This is a genomic window from Nocardioides jensenii JCM 1364 = NBRC 14755 (assembly GCF_001552535.1).
In the GTDB taxonomy this organism is placed as follows: Bacteria; Actinomycetota; Actinomycetes; order Propionibacteriales; family Nocardioidaceae; genus Nocardioides; species Nocardioides jensenii.
Genome location: NZ_BCRJ01000036.1, coordinates 1 through 18,051, shown reverse-complemented (window position 1 = coordinate 18,051; position 18,051 = coordinate 1). Strand labels below are relative to the sequence as shown.

General features: G+C 68.1%; 22 protein-coding genes. 13 read left to right on the top strand and 9 right to left on the bottom strand.

Annotation, left to right across the window (positions count from 1 at the left end; all coding sequences use genetic code 11):
• Positions 1 to 5 precede the first annotated feature (5 nt).
• Complete coding sequence (locus NJ4_RS09430; RefSeq protein WP_067433558.1) at positions 6 to 479, bottom strand: winged helix-turn-helix transcriptional regulator; 474 nt, start codon at positions 477 to 479, stop codon at positions 6 to 8.
• Positions 480 to 577: 98 nt separating this feature from the next.
• On the opposite strand from NJ4_RS09430, the gene NJ4_RS09425 reads away from it, so the two are divergent.
• Positions 578 to 1,021, top strand: a complete 444-nt coding sequence (locus NJ4_RS09425) for a PaaI family thioesterase (RefSeq protein ID WP_067433555.1) — start codon at positions 578 to 580, stop codon at positions 1,019 to 1,021.
• A gap of 1 nt (position 1,022) precedes the next feature.
• Positions 1,023 to 1,520 carry a PaaI family thioesterase gene (locus tag NJ4_RS09420; protein WP_067433552.1) on the top strand — a complete coding sequence of 166 codons (498 nt, stop codon included), beginning with the start codon at positions 1,023 to 1,025 and terminating at the stop codon, positions 1,518 to 1,520.
• A 20-nt stretch (positions 1,521 to 1,540) separates the two neighbouring features.
• Here NJ4_RS09420 and NJ4_RS09415 read toward each other — a convergent pair whose 3' ends face one another.
• Positions 1,541 to 2,665: a hypothetical protein gene (locus tag NJ4_RS09415; protein WP_067433549.1), complete on the bottom strand. Its 1,125-nt coding sequence runs from the start codon at positions 2,663 to 2,665 to the stop codon at positions 1,541 to 1,543.
• Positions 2,666 to 2,773: 108 nt separating this feature from the next.
• On the opposite strand from NJ4_RS09415, the gene NJ4_RS09410 reads away from it, so the two are divergent.
• The 3 genes from NJ4_RS09410 to NJ4_RS09400 all read left to right on the top strand — a co-directional run bounded on the left by NJ4_RS09410 (position 2,774) and on the right by NJ4_RS09400 (position 5,849).
• Positions 2,774 to 3,640, top strand: coding sequence for a glycoside hydrolase family 16 protein (locus tag NJ4_RS09410; RefSeq protein ID WP_067433546.1), 867 nt, complete (start codon positions 2,774 to 2,776; stop codon positions 3,638 to 3,640).
• 42 nt (positions 3,641 to 3,682) lie between these two features.
• A complete protein-coding gene (locus tag NJ4_RS09405) occupies positions 3,683 to 4,852 on the top strand; it encodes a DUF429 domain-containing protein (protein ID WP_067433543.1) in 1,170 nt (389 codons plus the stop codon).
• A gap of 154 nt (positions 4,853 to 5,006) precedes the next feature.
• Entirely contained in the window at positions 5,007 to 5,849 is an 843-nt protein-coding gene (locus NJ4_RS09400; protein WP_067433541.1) for an alpha/beta fold hydrolase, read from the top strand.
• Positions 5,850 to 5,862: 13 nt separating this feature from the next.
• Here NJ4_RS09400 and NJ4_RS09395 read toward each other — a convergent pair whose 3' ends face one another.
• Positions 5,863 to 6,558: a hypothetical protein gene (locus tag NJ4_RS09395; RefSeq protein WP_067433539.1), complete on the bottom strand. Its 696-nt coding sequence runs from the start codon at positions 6,556 to 6,558 to the stop codon at positions 5,863 to 5,865.
• A gap of 164 nt (positions 6,559 to 6,722) precedes the next feature.
• Here NJ4_RS09395 and NJ4_RS09390 point away from each other — a divergent pair, with 164 nt between their 5' ends.
• Positions 6,723 to 7,799 carry an excalibur calcium-binding domain-containing protein gene (locus tag NJ4_RS09390; protein ID WP_067433536.1) on the top strand — a complete coding sequence of 359 codons (1,077 nt, stop codon included), beginning with the start codon at positions 6,723 to 6,725 and terminating at the stop codon, positions 7,797 to 7,799.
• 110 nt (positions 7,800 to 7,909) lie between these two features.
• Here NJ4_RS09390 and NJ4_RS09385 read toward each other — a convergent pair whose 3' ends face one another.
• On the bottom strand, positions 7,910 to 9,184 hold the full coding sequence (locus NJ4_RS09385; RefSeq protein ID WP_067433533.1) for an HNH endonuclease signature motif containing protein: 1,275 nt from the start codon (positions 9,182 to 9,184) through the stop codon (positions 7,910 to 7,912).
• A gap of 281 nt (positions 9,185 to 9,465) precedes the next feature.
• Here NJ4_RS09385 and NJ4_RS09380 point away from each other — a divergent pair, with 281 nt between their 5' ends.
• Both NJ4_RS09380 and NJ4_RS09375 read left to right on the top strand, forming a co-directional pair.
• Positions 9,466 to 9,699, top strand: a complete 234-nt coding sequence (locus NJ4_RS09380) for a FitA-like ribbon-helix-helix domain-containing protein (RefSeq protein WP_067433530.1) — start codon at positions 9,466 to 9,468, stop codon at positions 9,697 to 9,699.
• Entirely contained in the window at positions 9,696 to 10,094 is a 399-nt protein-coding gene (locus NJ4_RS09375) for a type II toxin-antitoxin system VapC family toxin (RefSeq protein ID WP_067433527.1), read from the top strand. The genes NJ4_RS09380 and NJ4_RS09375 overlap by 4 nt, the downstream gene beginning before the upstream one ends.
• A gap of 169 nt (positions 10,095 to 10,263) precedes the next feature.
• Here NJ4_RS09375 and egtD read toward each other — a convergent pair whose 3' ends face one another.
• The 3 genes from egtD to NJ4_RS09360 form a co-directional block, all read right to left on the bottom strand.
• On the bottom strand, positions 10,264 to 11,223 hold the full coding sequence (gene egtD / locus NJ4_RS09370) for an L-histidine N(alpha)-methyltransferase (RefSeq protein ID WP_067433524.1): 960 nt from the start codon (positions 11,221 to 11,223) through the stop codon (positions 10,264 to 10,266).
• A gap of 61 nt (positions 11,224 to 11,284) precedes the next feature.
• Positions 11,285 to 12,595 (bottom strand): ergothioneine biosynthesis protein EgtB, encoded by a 1,311-nt coding sequence (gene egtB / locus NJ4_RS09365; protein ID WP_067433521.1) that lies wholly within the window; start codon positions 12,593 to 12,595, stop codon positions 11,285 to 11,287.
• Between the two features lie 102 nt (positions 12,596 to 12,697).
• Positions 12,698 to 13,258 carry a dihydrofolate reductase family protein gene (locus tag NJ4_RS09360; protein WP_067433518.1) on the bottom strand — a complete coding sequence of 187 codons (561 nt, stop codon included), beginning with the start codon at positions 13,256 to 13,258 and terminating at the stop codon, positions 12,698 to 12,700.
• Positions 13,259 to 13,436: 178 nt separating this feature from the next.
• Between NJ4_RS09360 and NJ4_RS26630 the strand changes: the two genes are divergently transcribed.
• Both NJ4_RS26630 and NJ4_RS26625 read left to right on the top strand, forming a co-directional pair.
• A complete protein-coding gene (locus tag NJ4_RS26630) occupies positions 13,437 to 13,961 on the top strand; it encodes an ADP-ribosylglycohydrolase family protein (RefSeq protein WP_245644517.1) in 525 nt (174 codons plus the stop codon).
• Positions 13,942 to 14,457 (top strand): ADP-ribosylglycohydrolase family protein, encoded by a 516-nt coding sequence (locus NJ4_RS26625; protein WP_245644516.1) that lies wholly within the window; start codon positions 13,942 to 13,944, stop codon positions 14,455 to 14,457. The genes NJ4_RS26630 and NJ4_RS26625 overlap by 20 nt, the downstream gene beginning before the upstream one ends.
• Positions 14,458 to 14,492: 35 nt before the next feature.
• Here NJ4_RS26625 and NJ4_RS09350 read toward each other — a convergent pair whose 3' ends face one another.
• Complete coding sequence (locus tag NJ4_RS09350; protein WP_157550996.1) at positions 14,493 to 14,921, bottom strand: hypothetical protein; 429 nt, start codon at positions 14,919 to 14,921, stop codon at positions 14,493 to 14,495.
• 35 nt (positions 14,922 to 14,956) lie between these two features.
• Between NJ4_RS09350 and NJ4_RS09345 the strand changes: the two genes are divergently transcribed.
• The 3 genes from NJ4_RS09345 (at position 14,957) to NJ4_RS09335 (ending at position 17,547) form a co-directional block, all read left to right on the top strand.
• Entirely contained in the window at positions 14,957 to 15,220 is a 264-nt protein-coding gene (locus NJ4_RS09345) for a hypothetical protein (RefSeq protein WP_157550995.1), read from the top strand.
• Between the two features lie 301 nt (positions 15,221 to 15,521).
• Positions 15,522 to 15,848 (top strand): nucleotide pyrophosphohydrolase, encoded by a 327-nt coding sequence (locus tag NJ4_RS09340; RefSeq protein WP_067433509.1) that lies wholly within the window; start codon positions 15,522 to 15,524, stop codon positions 15,846 to 15,848.
• Positions 15,829 to 17,547 carry a DUF2075 domain-containing protein gene (locus tag NJ4_RS09335; protein ID WP_067433506.1) on the top strand — a complete coding sequence of 573 codons (1,719 nt, stop codon included), beginning with the start codon at positions 15,829 to 15,831 and terminating at the stop codon, positions 17,545 to 17,547. Before NJ4_RS09340 ends, NJ4_RS09335 begins: the two co-directional genes overlap by 20 nt.
• A 93-nt stretch (positions 17,548 to 17,640) precedes the next feature.
• Here NJ4_RS09335 and NJ4_RS09330 read toward each other — a convergent pair.
• Positions 17,641 to 18,051: GIY-YIG nuclease family protein (locus tag NJ4_RS09330; RefSeq protein WP_169799234.1), on the bottom strand; the 411-nt coding region annotated here is incomplete at its 5' end.

Sequence of the window (18,051 nt, the reverse complement as noted above, 5' to 3'; positions counted from 1 at the left end):
CGAGTTCAGCCGACGGCCGTCCGCCGAGCGCCCGGACCCGGGGCGCTGCGCGACTCGCGGGCCGACTCGAGCCGGTGCCCGGCCGCACACTCCACCGCAACCGTGACGGGTTCGCCGCAGTCGCGGTGGGTGACCACGACAGCCGGTCCCGCACCGTCCGCGCGATGGTGGTCGCCCCAGCTCAGCAGCGAGATCAACACCGGATAGAGGTCCAGCCCCTTCTCGGTCAGCTTGTACTCGTGGCGCGTGCGGCGTCCGGGCTCCCGATAGGGGAGCGCCTCGAGCACGCCCGCGGTGACCAGCTTGCGCAGCCGGTCGGCGAGCACCGGGTCCGAGACGCCCATGTGGTCACGCATCTGGTCGAAGCGTCGTACGCCGTTGAACGCCTCGCGCAGCACGAGGATCGTCCACTTCTCGCCGATGACGTCGAGGGTGCGCTGGATCGAGCAGTTGTCGGTGTCGTACTCAAGCCACTGCACGGCGCCACCTTCCCTCGTTGTACGGCCTTGGTGCTCTGGTCCGCGGTCAGTGTAGTCTAACTTCGAGAAACACAGTCAGCCTACGAACGGAGTCGCCCATGACCACCCACACCCAAGGCCCCGACGTCTCGTTGACGGCGGCGAGTGCGTTCGTCGCGGCGTCCGGCTTCGTCGTCGACGAGGTCACGCCCACGCAGGTGCGCGGGTACGTCGACCTCGACGAGTCGCACCACACGCCGTGGGGAGTCGTCCACGGGGGCGTCTACGCGACGATCGTCGAGAGCGCCGGCAGCATCGGCGCCAGCCATGCCGTGGGTGAGCGCGGGCAGTTCGCGGTCGGCGTGCACAACGGCACCGACTTCCTCCGCTCGACCACCGGCGGCCGCGCCACCGTCGTCGCCGACGCCCTCCACCAGGGCCGAAGCCAGCAGCTGTGGGACGTCGTGGTCACGGACGACTCGACGGGCAAGGTGCTGGCGCGCGGACAGCTGAGACTTCAGAACCTGCCGCTGCCGTCGCACGACGACGAGGGCGGCAACTGACATGTCTGATCGTTCGACCGTCGTCACCTGGAGCGACACCTCGGAAGCCCTTGCTGCCCTACCGAAGCTCGACGGCCTCGACTTCCTCAAGCAGATGATGGCCGGAGAGCTGCCGCCGGCACCGATCGCCGGGCACATGCGCATGGAGCTGGTCGAGGCCGAGCCCGGGACGGTGACGTTCCGCTGCCACCCCGACGAGTCGCACTACAACCCGATCGGCATGGTGCACGGCGGGCTGGTCTGCACCCTGCTCGACTCGGCGCTCGGCTGTGCCGCCCAGACCACGCTGCCGGCGGGCACGGGCTACACGTCCATCGAGATCAAGGTGAGCTACCTGCGCCCGGTGACCCTCGACAGCGGACCCCTCACCTGCACCGGCCGGGTCACCAAGCCCGGTCGCCGGGTCACGTTCGCCGAGGGCGAGGTCGTCGACAAGGACGGCCGCACCGTCGCCACCGCGTCCGGCACCTTGCTGGTGTTTCCCCTGGGCGCCGGCTGATCTCTCTCCGTCGACGTTGTTCAAGCCAGCTTCCGTGCCGCGATGGTCCACGCGAGATCGGCCCGCAGGTTCTTGGCGGCGAAGGGCCCGTGGCCGCGAGCCCGGTAGCGCGTCGTGACGGTGAGGTCACCGGTGGCCTTGGCCCGGGGAACCTCGAAGATGAACTGGGTGGCCTGCGTTCCGAACCGACCGCCGTCGTCGGTTCCACGGGCCCAGGTGTCCACCGGGGTGGCGTCGTCGGGCTGACCACCGAGTGTCGCCGAGGTCCTGACCGCCATCGCGTGCCAGACCTTCGTCGGTGACTGAGCCGGAATGTCGAACTCCCTCCTGAGGGGCAGCAGGACCGTCACGACGACGAATTCTCGGCCGGGCTCGGCCCAGCCGAGGTCGCCGACGTACGGCGTACGCTGCGCGTCGGCCACACGGCACTCGCCGGACTCCGCATCGCGCACGGCGAACCGTTGGTCGTCAGTGCGCACGAAGCTCCCACAGTCGAAGGTACTGTCGCCCTTCGCCTGCTGGTCCTCGGCCGAGGGCAACGCAGCGAGGTCTGCCGCGCGCCCCAGGTCGGCCGAGCCGTCGGAGGTGTCCACGACCTGCTCCTCCCCGCCGATGCGGACCACGACCGCCAGATCCTGTGGGTGCCCCTCCACGGCCACCCACACGTCGTTGCGAGTGTCGGGCAGACCGGCGCGGTCGAGGTCGAGCCCGTCCGGCCCGGACAACGTGTGGTCCGCACCGTTGGCCCGGAGCAGCACGTCGACGTCGGCGAGGTAGGGCCGGGAGGACTCGGCGAACGCGATCGTCCCAAGGTCGGTGAGCTGGACCCGGACGAAGCTGCCACCCTCGGGGGCGCGTACGCCGGTGCTCTCGCGCAGGCCGTCGGGCAGCTCGTCCCGCGGTGCGGCGGTGGCAACACTGAGACGGGCCCAGGGGAAGACCACGGTGCCGGCGTTCGGAAGTGGGTTCTGTGTGTCGGGGTTGAGGAACACGGCGCCTGGCTCGGCGCGCGGGCGGTCGTCGATCTGCCTCACGATCGCGATCCCCACGGCGATCGCAATGACGACGAATCCGATCAGCCCGGGGAGGTAGCGCTCCAGCCGCTTGCTCCTGGTGGTGCCGCCTGCAGGGCGTTCGCGTGTCACGGACGAGGTCTTCCCGGAAGGGGCGAGCCGAAACCCGCGGAGATGTCCGGTTTCGCCCGAGTTGTCGAGGGTAGGACGCAGGCCACTACTCACGAGCTCGGGGGACCCATGTCACGCATCCGCACCGCCGCGGCACTCGTCGCACTTTCGCTCGGCCTGTTCGGCGCCAGTTACGGCGCCACCGTCGGCACGGCCTCGGCGGCGCCCGAGGAGCGGGCCGCCCAGCGCACCACCGCCTGGCACCTGCACTTCAAGGACGACTTCAAGGGCACCCGACTCACGTCGTACTGGAGCCACAAGAACACGCCCGCCTCGCATCGCGACACGTGCAGGTACACCAGCCCCTATGCGCACGACCGCAGCCGCAACCGCTCCAACAACTCCGTGGTGAAGGTGCACGACGGCCGGCTGCACCTGCTGGTGCGCAAGCAGGTCTGTCCCAACGGCAGGGTGCTGTGGAAGTCGGGGGCGATCACGACCTACAGCACGATGCACATGGAGAGCGCGCTGACCTGGCGGATCACCGCCAAGATCAAGTTCCCCAGGTCGTCGGGCAACCACGCCGCCCTCTGGTCCCTGGCGGTGAACAACGCGATGCCGACCGGTCCGCAGGAGCTCGACATGGCCGAGAGCTTCGGCTGGAAGTCGCGCGCGGGCAACTGCAACGGACACACCTGGCTCAACTACTACTGGATCTACACCGACCCGGCGGCCCAGGTGAAGCAGTGCATGAAGAAGTCGCCGACGCCCTGGTCGGGATTCCACACCTACAAGGTGCTCTGGAAGGGCGGCCAGTACGCCCGGGTCTACATCGACGGCGTCAAGCGCGGCGAGCTGCTCGGCGCGGCGGTCCCGAACACGCCTGAGTACCTCCTGCTGACCAACCTGGTCAACGACGGGCACGGCAAGAACATCGGTCGGATCGACTCGTCGACCACGATGATCGTCGAGTCGATCAAGACCGAGTGGCGCTGACGCCGAAGGCTCGCCGCGGGAGCCCGGACTAGAGTCGAGGGCATGGACGTCGCGCACCACTACGTGGGCATCGACCTGGCATGGCAGCCAGCCAACCGCACCGGCATGGCGGTGGTCGACGAGTCAGGTCGGCTGCGCACGTCGGGCGTCGTCCGCAGCGATGACGAGATCGCCGACTGGCTGGCCCTGCATGCGGTGCAGCCGGTCGTCGTGGCGGTGGACGCTCCGCTGGTCGTGCCGAACGCGACCGGTCAGCGCGTGGGGGAGAACCTCGTTGCCAAGGCGTTCGGGCGCTTCAACGCAGCGCCGTACCCCTCGAACCGCGCGAACCCGATGTTCGATCCGCCACGCGCCGAGTGTCTGGCGCATCGGTTCGGCTGGTCGGTGGATCCCGACGAGCGGGGCAGCGCGGAGAGCCCGGTGTGCATCGAGGTCTATCCGCACCCGGCGATGGTGAGCCTGTTCGGCCTGAGCAAGGTGCTGCCCTACAAGTCGGGTCGGGGTCGTACGCCGGACGCGCGGCGCGAGACCTTCGGTGAGCTGATGGATCACCTCGAGGCGATCCACGAGCTGCAGCTGTCGAGCGTGCGTCGATGGCAGGAGATCCGCGCGGCCGTGGAGCAGACGACCCGGCACATGCACCTCGAAGTCATCGAGGACGAGATCGACGCGATCCTGTGCGCGCACCTGGCCTGGCTGTGGCACCACCGGCCGGATGCGCTCAGGGTCTACGGCAGCCTCGCCGAGGGTTACATCGTGGCGCCCCCGCCGCCCGAGAGAGAAGGCTCGGTGGTCGAGCCTGCCGAGACCGCCGGCGACGACCCGGCCACTCGCGACCACCGCCTCGTCGCCACCTTCGGGCGCACTGTCATCGGCCGCCCCACGGGGTACGGCGGCGAGGAACGCGAGCGGGTGTGGAAGCAGGCCGTCCGCGCTGCGTTCCAAGGTTGCTCGTTGCCGACGGACTGCCGGGTGGCAATCGAGCTCTCGTTCATGCTCGCCCCCGGGCAGACCGGCCGCAACGAGCCCGACCTCGACAACCTGGTCAAACCGACGATCGACGCGCTCGACGAAGTGCTCGGGCGGCGACCCGGCACCGGCTCGCGCATCGAAGCCGACGACGTGCGCGTGGACCGGATCATGGCCTTCAAGCAGCCCGCCACAGGTGAGCCCGGCGCACACATCGTGGTCCGCGAGCTGCCGCCCAGGTAGGCACGGCGGAAGCACCGTGGGACCTGGTGTGAATGGGCGCTACCGGTCGGCCGATCCTCTCGGACCGATGAATGCGGGCAACGAGAAGAGTCAGCACGGCCATGCATGAACAACAGCCGACCTTCCAGACCCACGACCTGGCTGCGAGGCCCCGATGACGACCGTGAACGCCAACGGCGTGGCCCTGGGCATCGAGTCGTTCGGTGAGGACGGCTCACCCCTGGTCCTGCTTGCCGGCGGGCCCACGATGCTCTCCTGGCCGGACGCGCTCTGCCAGCGTCTCGCCTCGGGTGGTCGCCGCGTGGTGCGCTACGACCTGCGCGACAGCGGTGAGTCGACGGCCGAGGACGCATCCGCTCCCGGCTACACCCTGCGCGATCTTGCCGCGGACGCGGCGGCCCTGGTCGAGGCTCTCGGCGGAGCACCAGCCCACCTGGCCGGGATCGGCGTCGGCGGCATGGTTGCCCAGGTGGCCGCGCTCGAGCATCCGGACGCGTTCTCGGCGCTCACGCTGGTCGGCACCCGCCCGGTCGCGCCCGGACCGCAGGACGATGACCTGCCCGACCATGACCAGGCGGCGATGGGTCGGCTGTTCGCGCGTGCGATGCCCGACTGGACCGATCGCGAGGCGGTGTCGGAGTTCGCCGCCGCCGGCGCCGAGGTGCTGGGCAACGACGCCCGCGCAGCTCGGGCGACTGCCGCACGCATCTGGGACCGCACGTCCAGCACCGAGGCGCCGGTGCAGATGGCCAACCAGCTGGGGATGGTGTTCTCCAGGCTCGACTGCACACCGCGCTGGCGCGAGCGGCTGCCAGAGATCGGGGCTCCGACGCTCGTCGCGCACGGCCGCCGCGACCGGTTCTTCCCGGTCGGCAACGGCGAGGCGATCGCTCGCGAGATCCCCGGAGCGGAGCTGCTGGTCCTCGAGAGTGCTGCCTCGGCGATCCCCGAGTCGTCAGTGAGCACTGTCGCAGAGGCGATGCTCGCGCTCGATTGAACGGGGCCGTTGATCAGCGAGGGAGCAGGACGCCCCGGTCCCGCAGGATGTCGGCGTCCGCACCCATCACGTCGCTGAACACGATGGCCTCCTCGATGCTCGAGAAGCCGCGCGGCAACAGCTCGCGCTGGGCGACGATGCGTCCCGCCGTCTCGTCGGAGATGCCGAGGAACGAGGCCAGCGTTGCCCTCGCGGCGTTGTTCAGGTCGACCAGTCCGCCGTCGTGGTAGGTCCGCTTGTAGTCCGGTCTGCCGATCATCAGCTCCCGGGCCAGCGAAGGATCAGAGGCAACCAGACGGCGCGACTCCTCGCGGCGGTTCCGCGCGGCCAAGGCGCTGCCCACAGCGGGGTCGATGACGCCCGGCGGCGCGGCGTACGGGCTCGGTGTCGGATAGACGGCCCGGCGCGGGGAGCGCAGCTGAACGCAGGCGAGCACCACCATGGCGATGGCCAGCAGTGCCATCACCGTGGAGAGGATCCCGCCGATGGCGCCCTCGGGATCCCCGTTGGCGTCCGTCGGAGTCACGCCGGTCAGGCCCAGCAGGACGAGTGCGCCGGCGCCGTACACCACGGCATGGCGCCGCAAACCGGGGTCGTTCAGTCGCGACGAGGCATGGACGAACGGGACCCAGGCGCAGATCCCTGCGCTCGCGACGGTGATCGTGAAGTACCACCGGCCGTGCGCGATGAGGCGATCGTGAAGACTCACGCCGGGCTCCTTCCGCGACTGTCACCGATGTTCGCATGCTCGCAGAGTCCCCGCGCCCGCGCCGGGTTTTGGCTCGATGGGCCCGGCTGGTTTCGAGATTCGGCAGCGCGGGGGCGGTACGCCGGGCATCCTTGAACCCAGGGGTTGGGGATCGAGGGGGCAAGGTGCAGGTGCGGTACGCCGCGGCCGTGGTGGTCGCGTGCTTGGTGCTGGCGGGATGCGGACCGAGCGACGGGGAGCTCGGTTCCGACCTGCCCCCGAGCAGCCCCGCGAGCGTGGCCACGCCGACCGAGCCGTCCGCCTCACCCGAGCAGCCGACCGGGAGTGCCTCCGCGCCCAATGCGAGCGCGACTCCCTCGGCGGCGGACACGATCGACGCCCCGGACCCGGCGCAGAGCACCGCGGATGACCCGGCCCTTGCCGCGCTGGGCCTGCTCGCCGTCAAGGGACGGGCGCCGATGACCGGCTACGACCGGGCGCGGTTCGGGCAGGCCTGGCTCGACGCGGACCGCAACGGCTGCGACACCCGCAACGACGTGCTGGCCGAGAGACTGAGGGCCGTCGTCCTGGAGTCCAACGGATGCGTGGTCGCCACCGGGCAGTACGCCGACCCCTACACGGGCGCCACGATCGACTACCGGCACGGCGACGGCACCCTGATCGACATCGACCACGTGGTCGCGCTCGGCAACTCGTGGGCGACCGGCGCGGCCCGCTGGGACATCAAGAAGCGTGCCGCCTTCGCCAACGATCCGCTCAACCTGCTGCCCGCCGACGCGTCGGCGAATCGTCAGAAGGGGGACGGCGATGCGGCGACCTGGCTGCCGGCGTACAAGCCCTTTCGGTGTGCGTACGTCGCACGGCAGGTCGCGGTGAAGCAGAAGTACGGACTGTGGGTGACCGCACCCGAGAGGGACGCCGTCACGCGGGTCCTCGCCGTCTGTCCGGACCAGGCGTTGCCGGTCGATCGCTGGGCGGCGCCGACCCGGGTCGACCACGACATCACCGACCCCGGGGCGCCCGCACCCAGCGAACCTCCGCGTCCCACGTCGACGCGGTCGTCCCAGCCGTCGTCCCAGCCGTCGCCCCAGCCGTCGCCCCCGCCGGTGAAGAGCCTCACCTCCACCTACTTCAAGAACTGTGACGCTGCCCGGGCTGCGGGCGCGGCACCGGTGCACAGCGGTGATCCCGGCTACGGCCGTCACCTCGACCGTGACGGCGACGGCGTCGGCTGCGAGTAGCTCGGAGCGGCAGGGCAGCACCCGCACCCCAGATCCCGAGGTCGCTGGGAGGGTGGGGTGCTGGTGGTTCGGTGCGGCGGCCCCGGGACGACTCACGGTGGGCGATTCGCTCACGTGATCTTGCGGAAGCTCACCTTGTTGTCGGCCCCGATCGAATGTCGATAGCCGCGATGATGGATCAGCCGATGATGGTGCGGACACAACAGTCGGCCGTTGCTCACGTCGGTGGCGCCGCCCGCGGACCAGGCAGTGTCGTGGTGGGCGTGACAGACCCCGGCCGGCATCCCGCACCCGACCGCTGTGCAGCCCTGGTCGCGTAGCGCGAGAGGCCGGAACTGGGCGGTGCTGAAGAGGCGGCGCAGGCGGCCGAGGTCGAGGACTTCGCTGGGGCCGTCAAGGATGCCGGGGATGATGCCGGCCCGGCAGGCCAGGCGCCGGACTTCGCCGGCGGTGATGCGCTCGCCGGTGGCCAGGACGCCGAATCCGGAGTCGGAGAGCAGCTGCGCGATGTCGATGGTGATGACGATCGCGACGCTGCTGGCGGCGTGGGTGGGCAGCTTGTCGGCGGGGAACATCTCGATCAGTTCCATCAGGGCGTGGCCCATGCGTTCGGGGGTGATCAGTGCCCCGTCGCGTCGTGGGGAGTTCGTGCCGGAGCCGGCGGGGCCGTCGGCAGACGAGCCGGGCAGGTCGCGGCGCGGGTCGGCGAGGGCCAGGAGCTGGTTGCGGAACAGCTCGCCCTGGGTGGCGGGAAGGATGAAGCGTCCGTGCACGCGGCCGTGACCGTCGTTGCTGAAGGTGACCCGGGCGGTCGCGTTGGCCTTGTCCTCCTCGTCCTGGAGCCGCTTGCCCTCTTCGGCCTCGGCGCGCTCCGGGTCGATGACGTCAAGGAGGTGTCGTCCGATCTGGCGCAGCTCGTCGGCGTCGAACGAGCGGGCGTCGTCGAGGAGGATGTCGCGGGCCTTGGCCCGACTCTCCGGGGCGAGGTCGGAGGGCAGGTCGGCGATGGCCTTCACCATGACGTGGGCGTGGTCGGCGTGGATCTGGCCGTCGGCGAGCGCGGTGGCGACGGGTTCGAAGAAGGGGTCGTCGAGCTCGCGGGCCAGATCGAGACGTCTGGCGGCGTCGCTCTTGGTGAGACGGCTGTGCTTGGCCCACCAGTTGGAGGTGTGTCGGGCGCCGACCTTGTCACCCAGGGCACGGTGGTGGGCCTCGACCGCGACCCGTGAGGTGGCGTGGGTCAGTCGGTCGCCGATCGCCGTGCAGGTCTGCAGAAGCGCGCTCACCTGATCGTCGTCGAGAGGGGTGAGGGGCAGGGCGGACAGGTCGCCGAGGTCGGCATCGAGCCGCTTCAGCAGCTCGCTGACGACGTCGGATGCAGTCATGGCCCGGGGGCTCCTCTCGACCAGCGGACCCGTGTGAGCCCAACAGTTGAATGGATGCCACCGAGTCCCCGCCTGTCACGGCGTACTCCCGGATGGATGGTGCCTCTGGCCGATGAAGCTGGCCGGACCCGACACAGAAACCCTTGGTGGGGGACCCGCCGGAGCGGGTCGAGCTCGTATCCCTCAGTGTCGATGTATTGGATCGAACTCTGTGTCCATCGTATGCCTGTTCGAAGTCACATGCAAGTAGTTTGACCGAAAAAATGCGCTAGTCTGCATGCATGGCCACCGTTCAGATCCGCAATCTCGACGACGACGCGTACGCCGTGCTCAAGGGCCGCGCCGCTGCGTCGGGGCGGTCGTTGCAGGAGTTCCTGCGGCTGATGCTCGAGCGTCAGGCCGCCGAGCCCACGGTCGACGAGGCCCTGGCCGCAGCGCGCGTCGACCTCTCCTGGTCCGACGCCCCGGCGATGGTCGACATCGTCGAGGCTCAGCGCGCCGATCGCCGCCGATGATCGTCGTCGACAACTCCGTGCTGGTCGCGGCCCTGGTCGGCCCCGAGGCGCTCAGCGGGGCGATGAGGCAGCGGCTCTCGGTCGAGCAGGCGGCGGCCCCCGAGCTGATCGACGTCGAGGCGGCGAGCACGCTGCGAACGTTGCTGCGGTCCGACAAGCTCAAGGAGGCGCAGGCCGAGCGCGCGGTCGCGGCCCTCGCCGGCTTCCCGCTGCGACGGGTGGCCCATGCCCGGCTGCTGCCGCGGGTGTGGCAGCTGCGTGACGCCCTCACGGCCTACGACGCCACCTACGTCGCCCTCGCCGAGCTGCTGGGCGCCACCCTGGTCACCGGCGATCGACGGCTGGCCAAGGCGGCCAGCGCGCACTGCGTGGTCGAGGTCATCGCCGGCCAGTGAGCCGGGGCCACTCGCGCTGCGCCGACTCAGCCGTCGAAGCGTTCCCCGGTCTGGGGGTCACACAGGCGCCTGTCGCCGAGGTCCACGGAGACGTCGATGATCGCGCCAGAAGACAAGTTCGTGGGCCATGCGGAAGATGTGCCGAACCTGCGATCCGAGAGCAGCGTTCTCAACGACGGGCAAGCAGCAAGGCGAAGTCCCCGGCAGGATCGCTCCACCACCGCTCGGGGTGCAGTCCGGCGGCGGCGAGCTCGGGCTCGAGACGCGATCGGCGGAACTTCGCCGAGATCTCGGTGCGGATCTCCTCCCCGGCGTCGAAGGTCACCTTCAGGTCGAGAGCCGCGAGCTGCGCGACGACCGGACGGCGTGCCCGCAGGCGCATCTCGATCCACTCGTTCTGCGCGTCCCACAGCGCTACGTGCTCGAAGTCGTCCGGGTCCAGGTCGCCGTCGAGTTCGCGGTTGAGCACGGCGATCACGTTGCGGTTGAACTCCGCGGTCACGCCCGCCGAGTCGTCGTACGCCGCCACCAGCCGGTCGGCGTCCTTGACCAGGTCGACCCCGAGCAGGAACGCCTCACCCGGGCGCATCGCCGCGGCCAGTGAGGAGAGGAACGTCTGTCGCTGCCCGGGCGGGTAGTTGCCGAGGGTCCCGCCGAGCAGGGCGACCAGGCGGCGTCCGGGGGCGGGCAACTGGTCGAGGTGGTGGTCGAAGTCGGCGACCGCGCCGTGCAGCACCAGGTCGGGGTAGTCGCGGCGCAGCCCGGCCATCGCGTCGTCCAGTGCGCCGGCGCTGACGTCGACCGGCACGTACGCCGACAACCGTCCGCCGCGCGCCATCGCATCGAGCAGCATCCGGGTCTTCTCGCTCGACCCCGAGCCCAGCTCGAGGAGCGCCTCCGCATCAGCCACCGAGGCGATCTCGTCGGCGTGCGCGGTCAGGATGGAGTGCTCGGTGCGGGTCGGGTAGTACTCCGGGAGTCGGGTGATCTCCTCGAAGAGCCGGCTGCCGCGGTCGTCGTAGAAGTACTTCGGCGGCAGCCACTTCGGCGTCGCGGTCAGGCCGGTGCGGGCGTCGGTCTCGAGCGCGGCGCGCAGGTCGGCCGGGGTGAGCAGCTGGTCGAGGGTCACGGTGCCTCCGGGGTCGGATGCGGACAGGGAGCGTCAAGCGGGTGGGCCGCGCTGGTCCAGGTCACCGCCGCGGCTCGCGCCGTGCGCCGCCGTCGGCGAGGCGTACGCCGGTCAGCGGCCAGCGAGCACCTGGTGGGAAGAAGTTGCGGTACGACGCCCGCGCGTGGCCGGGTGGCGTCAGTGCGCAGCCGCCGCGCAGCACCATCTGGCCGGACATGAACTTGCCGTTGTACTCGCCGAGGGCGCCGGCCGTGGGGTGGAAACCGGGGAAGGGCAGGTAGGCCGACGAGGTCCACTCCCAGCAGTCGCCGAAGAGCTGGCGCAGGCCGTCGACCGGTTCGCCGGCGGCACGGGGATGCCACGACTCGGTGTCGGCGAGGTTGGCAGTTTTGTCGGCACCGGCGTGCTCCTGCAACCGGGCGGCGTGCTCCCACTCCGCCTCGGTGGGCAGCCGCTTGCCGGCCCAGGTCGCGTAGGCGTCGGCCTCGTAGTGGCTCACGTGGCAGGCCGGCAGCTCGGGGTCGACCGGCCGGGTGCCGGTGAGCGTGTGCTCGAACCACACGCCGTCGCGCTCGGACCAGTACGCCGGGGCCGCCCACTCCTCGGCCTGCACGCGAGCCCATCCGTCGCTGAGCCACAGCTCTGGCCGGCGGTAGCCACCGTCGGCCATGAAGGCCAGCCACTCGCCGTTGGTGACCAGCCGGTCGGCGAGGCGGTAGGGCTCGAGCCACTGCTGGTGGCGGGGGAGCTCGTTGTCGAAGCAGAAGCCGCCATCGAGGGACGTCTCGTGGCCGATCTCGACCAGCCCGCCGTCGAAGTCGCGCCAGCCGAGGGTGCCCGATCGTCCGCCGCTGCGCGGGTTGCCGGCGTACGACGGATCGAGCGGGTTCAGCGAGAGGACGTGCTTGATGTCCATCAGCAACAGCTCCTGGTGCTGCTGCTCGTGGTGGAAGCCGAGCTCGATCGTCGGCGCCAGCTTGGTCAGCGTGCCCTCGTCGAGGGTGGCCATCAGGTCGCGCATGCGGTCGTCGACGTTGCCGCGATAGAGGCCGACGTCGTGGGCACCCGGCCGGCTGATCACACCGCGCATCGGCCTGGACCAGCGCGGACCGACTGCCTCGTAGTAGCTGTTGAAGAGGAACCAGTAGGTGTCCTGGTACGGCGCGAAACGCGGCTCGTTGTCGGCCAGCACGAAGGTCTCGAAGAACCAGGTGACGTGGGCCCTGTGCCACTTGGTCGGCGAGGTGTCGGGCATCGACTGGACGGTCTGGTCCTCCGGCGAGAGTGGAGCCGCGAGTCTTTCGGTGTGGGCCCGGACGTCGTCGTACCGGGCGGGCAGTGAGGTCACGTCGATGCTCGCGGCGTCGCTCATGGCCCCAACTCTTGCAGGCCGCCCCAAGCCAAGTCACGCACTTTTGCCAACCTTCGGTGGTCGAGCAGCGAGCGCCCATCGAGACCACCCGCCAGGCAGGGGTCACCGCTTGGGTCGGTAGGTCCGACCGAAGCTGCGCCGGTTCGCTTCGTCGATCTCCGCGAGCTCCCAGTCGACGCGACGTCCGCCGGGCACGTCGAAGATCCTGACCCCGTCGCCGAGGAAGACGGGCGCGACGTAGACCTGCAGCTCGTCGATGAGGTCGTGCTCGAGCGCCTGCCTGGCGATGTCGGCGCTGATGATCTGGACGTCCCTGTCGCCGGCGAGCTCCTGGGCACGTGCGATCGCCTCGGTGACGGAGCAGTTGAGTGCGATGACGGACGGGTCGTCCGCGAGCTCCTCCGGTCGGTGGGTGAGGATGAACTCGGTGCCGGACCACGCGCCGCCGTACGCCTCGGAGGTCATCTCGTCACGTTCGTCGGCCTGCGCCTTCGCCGCGTCGTACCCCTCACGGCCGGCGATGATGACTGCCACCTTGGAGGCCATCGCCTCGGTGGTGCCCTCGGCGTTGGGCTCGGAGGCGGACAGCCAGGCCATGTCGTGGCCCGGTCCCGCGATGAACCCGTCGAGCGAGCAGGTGAAACCCCATGCAACCTTGCCCATCACTCCTCCTTGAGGGTCTGATGACACCGGTGTAGACCAGCCGTAGGCGCGGAAGTCATCGGCCCCGGTGCTCGAGCAGCCCGAGGCGATGTCCTGAGTGCCCGCGAGGGACGAGCGGGTGTATCGAAGGGAACGAGGGCGTCCGTCGAGACCACACCCGTCATGGCAGGCTGACCCCATGCACCTGATGGACGCCCAGCTGGACCGCGCCTGCGGCGTGCTGCTGGGTACAGCGACCGGTGACGCCCTGGGTGCCGGCTACGAGTTCGGCAGCGCGCCGTACGACGGGTGGCCGGCGATGATCGGCGGCGGCCTGGGCAACTTCGCGCCGGGGGAGTGGACCGACGACACGGCCCAGGCAATGGCGATCGCCTTGGCCGCGGCAACCGGCGCCGACCTGGCCTCGAGCGAGGGACTGGATCTCGTGGCTGCGGGCTTCGCCCGGTGGTACGCCGAAGGTCCGCCCGACGTTGGGATCCAGACCTCGGCCGTCCTTCGACTTGCCGGGCCCGACGCGACCGCGGAGCAGATGACCCGTGCGGCGCAGACGGTCCACGAGCAGACAGGCAAGTCCGCCGGCAACGGTTCTCTGATGCGTACCGCACCCGTGGCCTTGGCCTACCTGGACAGGCCAGAGGCCGAGCTGGTCGACGCTGCGATGAAGGTCTCAGCGCTCACCCACCATGGACCCGCTTGCCGGTGAGGGCGCCGCCCTGTGGTGCCTGATGATCCGTCACGCGGTCTTGACAGGGGAGTTCCCCACAGCCGACGACGTGCTGCCGCACCTACCGAACGCTGCCAACTGGGCTGACGTGCTGGCAACGGCGGAGACCTCCGCGCCGGAGACGTTCGTGACGAACGGGTGGGTGGTCGGTGCGATGCAGGCTGCCTGGTCGTCGATCACTCACACACCAGTGACGGACGATGCCGCCGGCCGCCCCCTGCAGGTCGCGCTGGCGACCGCCATCGGCATCGGGAACGACACCGACACCGTCGCCGCGATCGCCGGAGGACTGCTCGGCGCACGCTGGGGTGCCAGCGCGATCCCGCAGGAGTGGACAGGCCTGCTACATGGCTGGGGCGTCAAGGGCGCGGGCGCTCCCGAGTTGATCCGGCTGGCGACGGAGATATGCAGGGAGATCGACTCAGGCGTGACGCCCGGGACGGCGCAGCGGACAGCACGTGAGACGGGCGCGTGATCGACCAGTCTGCTCGTTTGAGGCCCGGCCGCGACCTATCGAATTGAATTGAGCTGGCTTTCGTACTGGAGCGCCGCCGCCATGAGTTCTGGCTCAGTGACGAACGAGTCGCCTGGCCTCAGATACGGCCGATCCTGTGATTCGCCGTTCGAGCACAGCACATCGTCGTGCCAATCATTGTTGTAGGTAGGCGAGTAGTCGCACGACCAGAGCCGCACTTGTGGCAGGTAATCATCAGTCGCGTAGTCCGACACGTTGACTCGTTCCTCAACGGGTTCGTGCATGCGTTCGGGCGCAGGCTCGCCGCCTCCACGCAGGTCATCGATGAAGTCGCCAAACAGCACTGAGCCCATGAGCCACGCTAGGAATGCGAGGGTAATGACGAGCAGCAGCAGTGCGCCGCCGCCCATCGCGGGGATCACGAAGCGCTCATAGAACCCAGGACGGGGCGGAGTTCCGCTCATTCGAGCGACGCTAGCCGCAAGTAGACGTGTTCGGGATGGAAACGGACAACTTCGATGGGCTCGAGGTGAGCGTTGTGGCTGTTGAACCGTTGGACGAGTTGTTCGAGTGTCACGCGATTGATTTGATGATGTTGCACTGTTCCGCGTCCCCAATGCGGATTGGGTTCAAGTCTCCAGAAGTTGCGATCCTGAGCTACGAGTCTCGCGGCCGAGGTGGCCTGTCCGTGGAGCGTCGCACGAAGAGCGGCATGCCGCTGACGCTGACCAGCTTGTACGCATTGAAAGAAGCGCATGGGTGAATGGAGAGGATGGCCTCCGGAGATACCCGACTGTGTATCAGAACTTGTGGGCCTTCGGTTCGCACGAGGCACAGTTCCGTCGACTGTGTTCAGATGAGAAGCAGGGGAGTCACCGGGAGGCAGTCAAGGAGTACGCGCGCATCAACGAATCAGTCGCGGAGCTCGCGGTGGCTCTGACCGGCAGATGAATCCTCCAGCAGGGACTTCAAATCGTGGGAGAACTCGGTGGGACAGGTCAAGAGATGACTGTCGCACGTCCGAGTCTGCTGCGCGGGGGAATGCACCCGGATACAGTGCACGCATGAGTGACAGCCGTGTCCGGGAAGCACTGCGAGAGTTCGTCGCTGAACGAGATTGGGCCCAGTTCCACTCGCCCGAGAACCTGGCCAAGAGCGTCGCCATCGAAGCTGCAGAACTCCTTGAGTGCTTCCAGTGGAGCGGTGATCATGACGTTGCACGGGTTCGCGATGAGCTCGCAGATGTGCTGACCTACTGCCATCTGCTCGCAGACAAACTCGGTCTGGATATTGACCAGATCGTGCTGGACAAGTTGGACAAGACCCGGTCGAAGTATCCGGTCGAGACGGCTCGGGGGAGCAGCGAGAAGCATGACCGCCTTCCGGATTGAGGAGTTCGCCTTCGATGCGAGGTCCTTGGCGCAGCAGGCGGCTCTGGAGCCAAAGCTCAACAATTGGCCAGTCGTCTACACCTTGGACGCGCAAGGAAAGATCTACGTCGGGGAGTCGATCAACGCGGTCGGGCGGCTGAGGAACCACCTGGACTCGCCAGCAAAGAGAGTGCATCGGCTTCAAGGTGCACGTGTCGTGATCGGCGAGCGCTTCAACAAGTCAGCCTGCCTTGATCTCGAGTCGTACCTCATTCGCCTCCTGGCCGGCGATGGCCAGTTCGAGGTGTTGAACCGCAACGAGGGGATCACTCGGGCCGACTACTACGACCGTGAGACCTATCAGCGGACCTTTGCCGAGATCTTCGAAGAGCTCCGCAGGAGAGGTGTCTTCACGCGGAGCATCTCCGAGATCGAGAACTCGGACCTGTTCAAGTTGTCCCCGTTCAAGGCGCTGTCGGCGGATCAGGCAGGTGTGGTGGAAGGCATCCTCGATGGCCTCTTCGACGACCTCTCGCGAGACACTTCCAGCCGTATCGTCATCCAAGGCGATCCTGGGACGGGCAAGACCGTGGTGGCGATTTATCTGATGAAGCTGCTGGCCGACATTCAGGCCGCAGATCCGGATACCGTGCCGGAAGGAGACTCGGTGTTGTCGGAGTTCTTCGTCAAGGGCTATCCGGAGTTGCTCCAGGGTTTCAAGGTCGGGCTGGTCGTGCCGCAGCAGTCTCTTCGACGTTCTGTCGAGAGAGTGTTTGGAAAGACGCCGGGTCTGAGCCCGAAGCAAGTGCTGAGCCCGTTCCAGGTTGTCTCCGCTGGCTCCGAGTTCGACCTGCTGATCGTCGACGAAGCACACCGGCTGAACCAGCGAGCGGCTCAGGCTGCCGCCCCCCTCAGCAAGATGTTCAGCGACCACAACCGCACGCTCTTCGGCGACGACGACCCGAAGTACACCCAAGTCGATTGGATCGATCGGGTCAGTCGCCATCAGATCTATCTCGTGGACGGAGCTCAGGCGATCCGGCCGGCGGATCTCTCGAAGCGAACTCTGGACGACTTGGTCGCGACGGCGAGGCACGAGAACAGGCACTACGTACTGCGCTCTCAGATGCGCGTGCAGGCGGGTCAAGACTATGTTCGCTATGTCCGTGGCGTGCTCAGCGGCAGTGTCTTCCACCGCGAGGATTTCCCTGGTTACGACCTGCGCTTCTTCGACGACCTCGGGGACATGCGGCAGACACTTGATTCGCGCGAGCAGGAGTCAGGGTTGGCACGGCTGGTTGCCGGCTTCGCGTGGCGTTGGGTGACCACGAGAGATCCAGACGCGTACGACATCGAGTTGGATGGTCAACGGCTCCGCTGGAACGCGACGCCTGTTGATTGGGTCAGCTCGCCGAACTCCGTGAACGAAGTGGGTTCGATCCACACGATTCAGGGCTATGACCTCAACTACGCCGGCGTGATCATCGGCCCCGACCTCCGGTACGACGCCATTCATCGACGCATTGTGTTCGACCGCTCCAGCTACAAGGATCCTCGTGGTACGACGAACAATCGCCTCCTCGGCGTGACGTACAGCGACGAGGACATTCTCCAGTTTGTTCGCAACATATACGCGGTGCTGCTGACCCGCGGGATGCTGGGCACCTATGTCTACGTCTGCGATCCGGCTCTCCGTGAGCACCTGCGCAACTTCTTCTGAGCGTGACGCGAGCCAGGTTCCCAGCCCGCTTATCTAGTCCTGGGCAGGGACGTCTTCGGCGAAAGCAGCGGAAACTTGGGCATTGGTGGTGTTTCAGATTCCGGCGGGCCAGCTCATTCGAAAGTGCTCGGCCTCCGCGTGCGTGTTGAACTCCAAGACCGAGACCTTGTGGGCTTGAAGGGCATCAAGCACGGCGGTCGGATCAACTCGGAAGAACTCCTTGCGGGGGTTGACCTTGTTGAGGCGCTGCTCGGCGAACTCACGGTGAAGCATTGCTTCGACTCCAACTGCATCATCACTGAAGAAGAGAGCGTGAACGTCGAAGACGAAGGGCACTGAAGCGTCGCCAAGCTCGCGAATTCTGTCCATCGGGTCGAGGCGTCGCGTCATCCCAATCTTGACAGTGCCTTCCCCGAAGGCTCCGATGTTGGAGATGACGTAGACATAACCGGCACGGATGTTCGCCACTCGGTAATCAGCTTGTGCGATCTCTTCATCGATCCT

Coding starts and splice junctions, on each gene's coding strand:
- NJ4_RS09385 (WP_067433533.1), bottom strand. CDS start 9,184: ATGACTGCATCCGACGTCGTCAGCGAGCTGCTGAAGCGGCTCGATGCC.
- NJ4_RS26625 (WP_245644516.1), top strand. CDS start 13,942: ATGGACCCGCTTGCCGGTGAGGGCGCCGCCCTGTGGTGCCTGATGATC.
- NJ4_RS09400 (WP_067433541.1), top strand. CDS start 5,007: ATGACGACCGTGAACGCCAACGGCGTGGCCCTGGGCATCGAGTCGTTC.
- NJ4_RS26630 (WP_245644517.1), top strand. CDS start 13,437: ATGCACCTGATGGACGCCCAGCTGGACCGCGCCTGCGGCGTGCTGCTG.
- NJ4_RS09335 (WP_067433506.1), top strand. CDS start 15,829: ATGACCGCCTTCCGGATTGAGGAGTTCGCCTTCGATGCGAGGTCCTTG.
- NJ4_RS09405 (WP_067433543.1), top strand. CDS start 3,683: ATGGACGTCGCGCACCACTACGTGGGCATCGACCTGGCATGGCAGCCA.
- egtB (WP_067433521.1), bottom strand. CDS start 12,595: ATGAGCGACGCCGCGAGCATCGACGTGACCTCACTGCCCGCCCGGTAC.
- NJ4_RS09410 (WP_067433546.1), top strand. CDS start 2,774: ATGTCACGCATCCGCACCGCCGCGGCACTCGTCGCACTTTCGCTCGGC.
- NJ4_RS09425 (WP_067433555.1), top strand. CDS start 578: ATGACCACCCACACCCAAGGCCCCGACGTCTCGTTGACGGCGGCGAGT.
- NJ4_RS09380 (WP_067433530.1), top strand. CDS start 9,466: ATGGCCACCGTTCAGATCCGCAATCTCGACGACGACGCGTACGCCGTG.
- NJ4_RS09375 (WP_067433527.1), top strand. CDS start 9,696: ATGATCGTCGTCGACAACTCCGTGCTGGTCGCGGCCCTGGTCGGCCCC.
- NJ4_RS09420 (WP_067433552.1), top strand. CDS start 1,023: ATGTCTGATCGTTCGACCGTCGTCACCTGGAGCGACACCTCGGAAGCC.
- NJ4_RS09340 (WP_067433509.1), top strand. CDS start 15,522: ATGAGTGACAGCCGTGTCCGGGAAGCACTGCGAGAGTTCGTCGCTGAA.
- NJ4_RS09360 (WP_067433518.1), bottom strand. CDS start 13,258: ATGGGCAAGGTTGCATGGGGTTTCACCTGCTCGCTCGACGGGTTCATC.
- NJ4_RS09345 (WP_157550995.1), top strand. CDS start 14,957: ATGGAAACGGACAACTTCGATGGGCTCGAGGTGAGCGTTGTGGCTGTT.
- NJ4_RS09350 (WP_157550996.1), bottom strand. CDS start 14,921: ATGAGCGGAACTCCGCCCCGTCCTGGGTTCTATGAGCGCTTCGTGATC.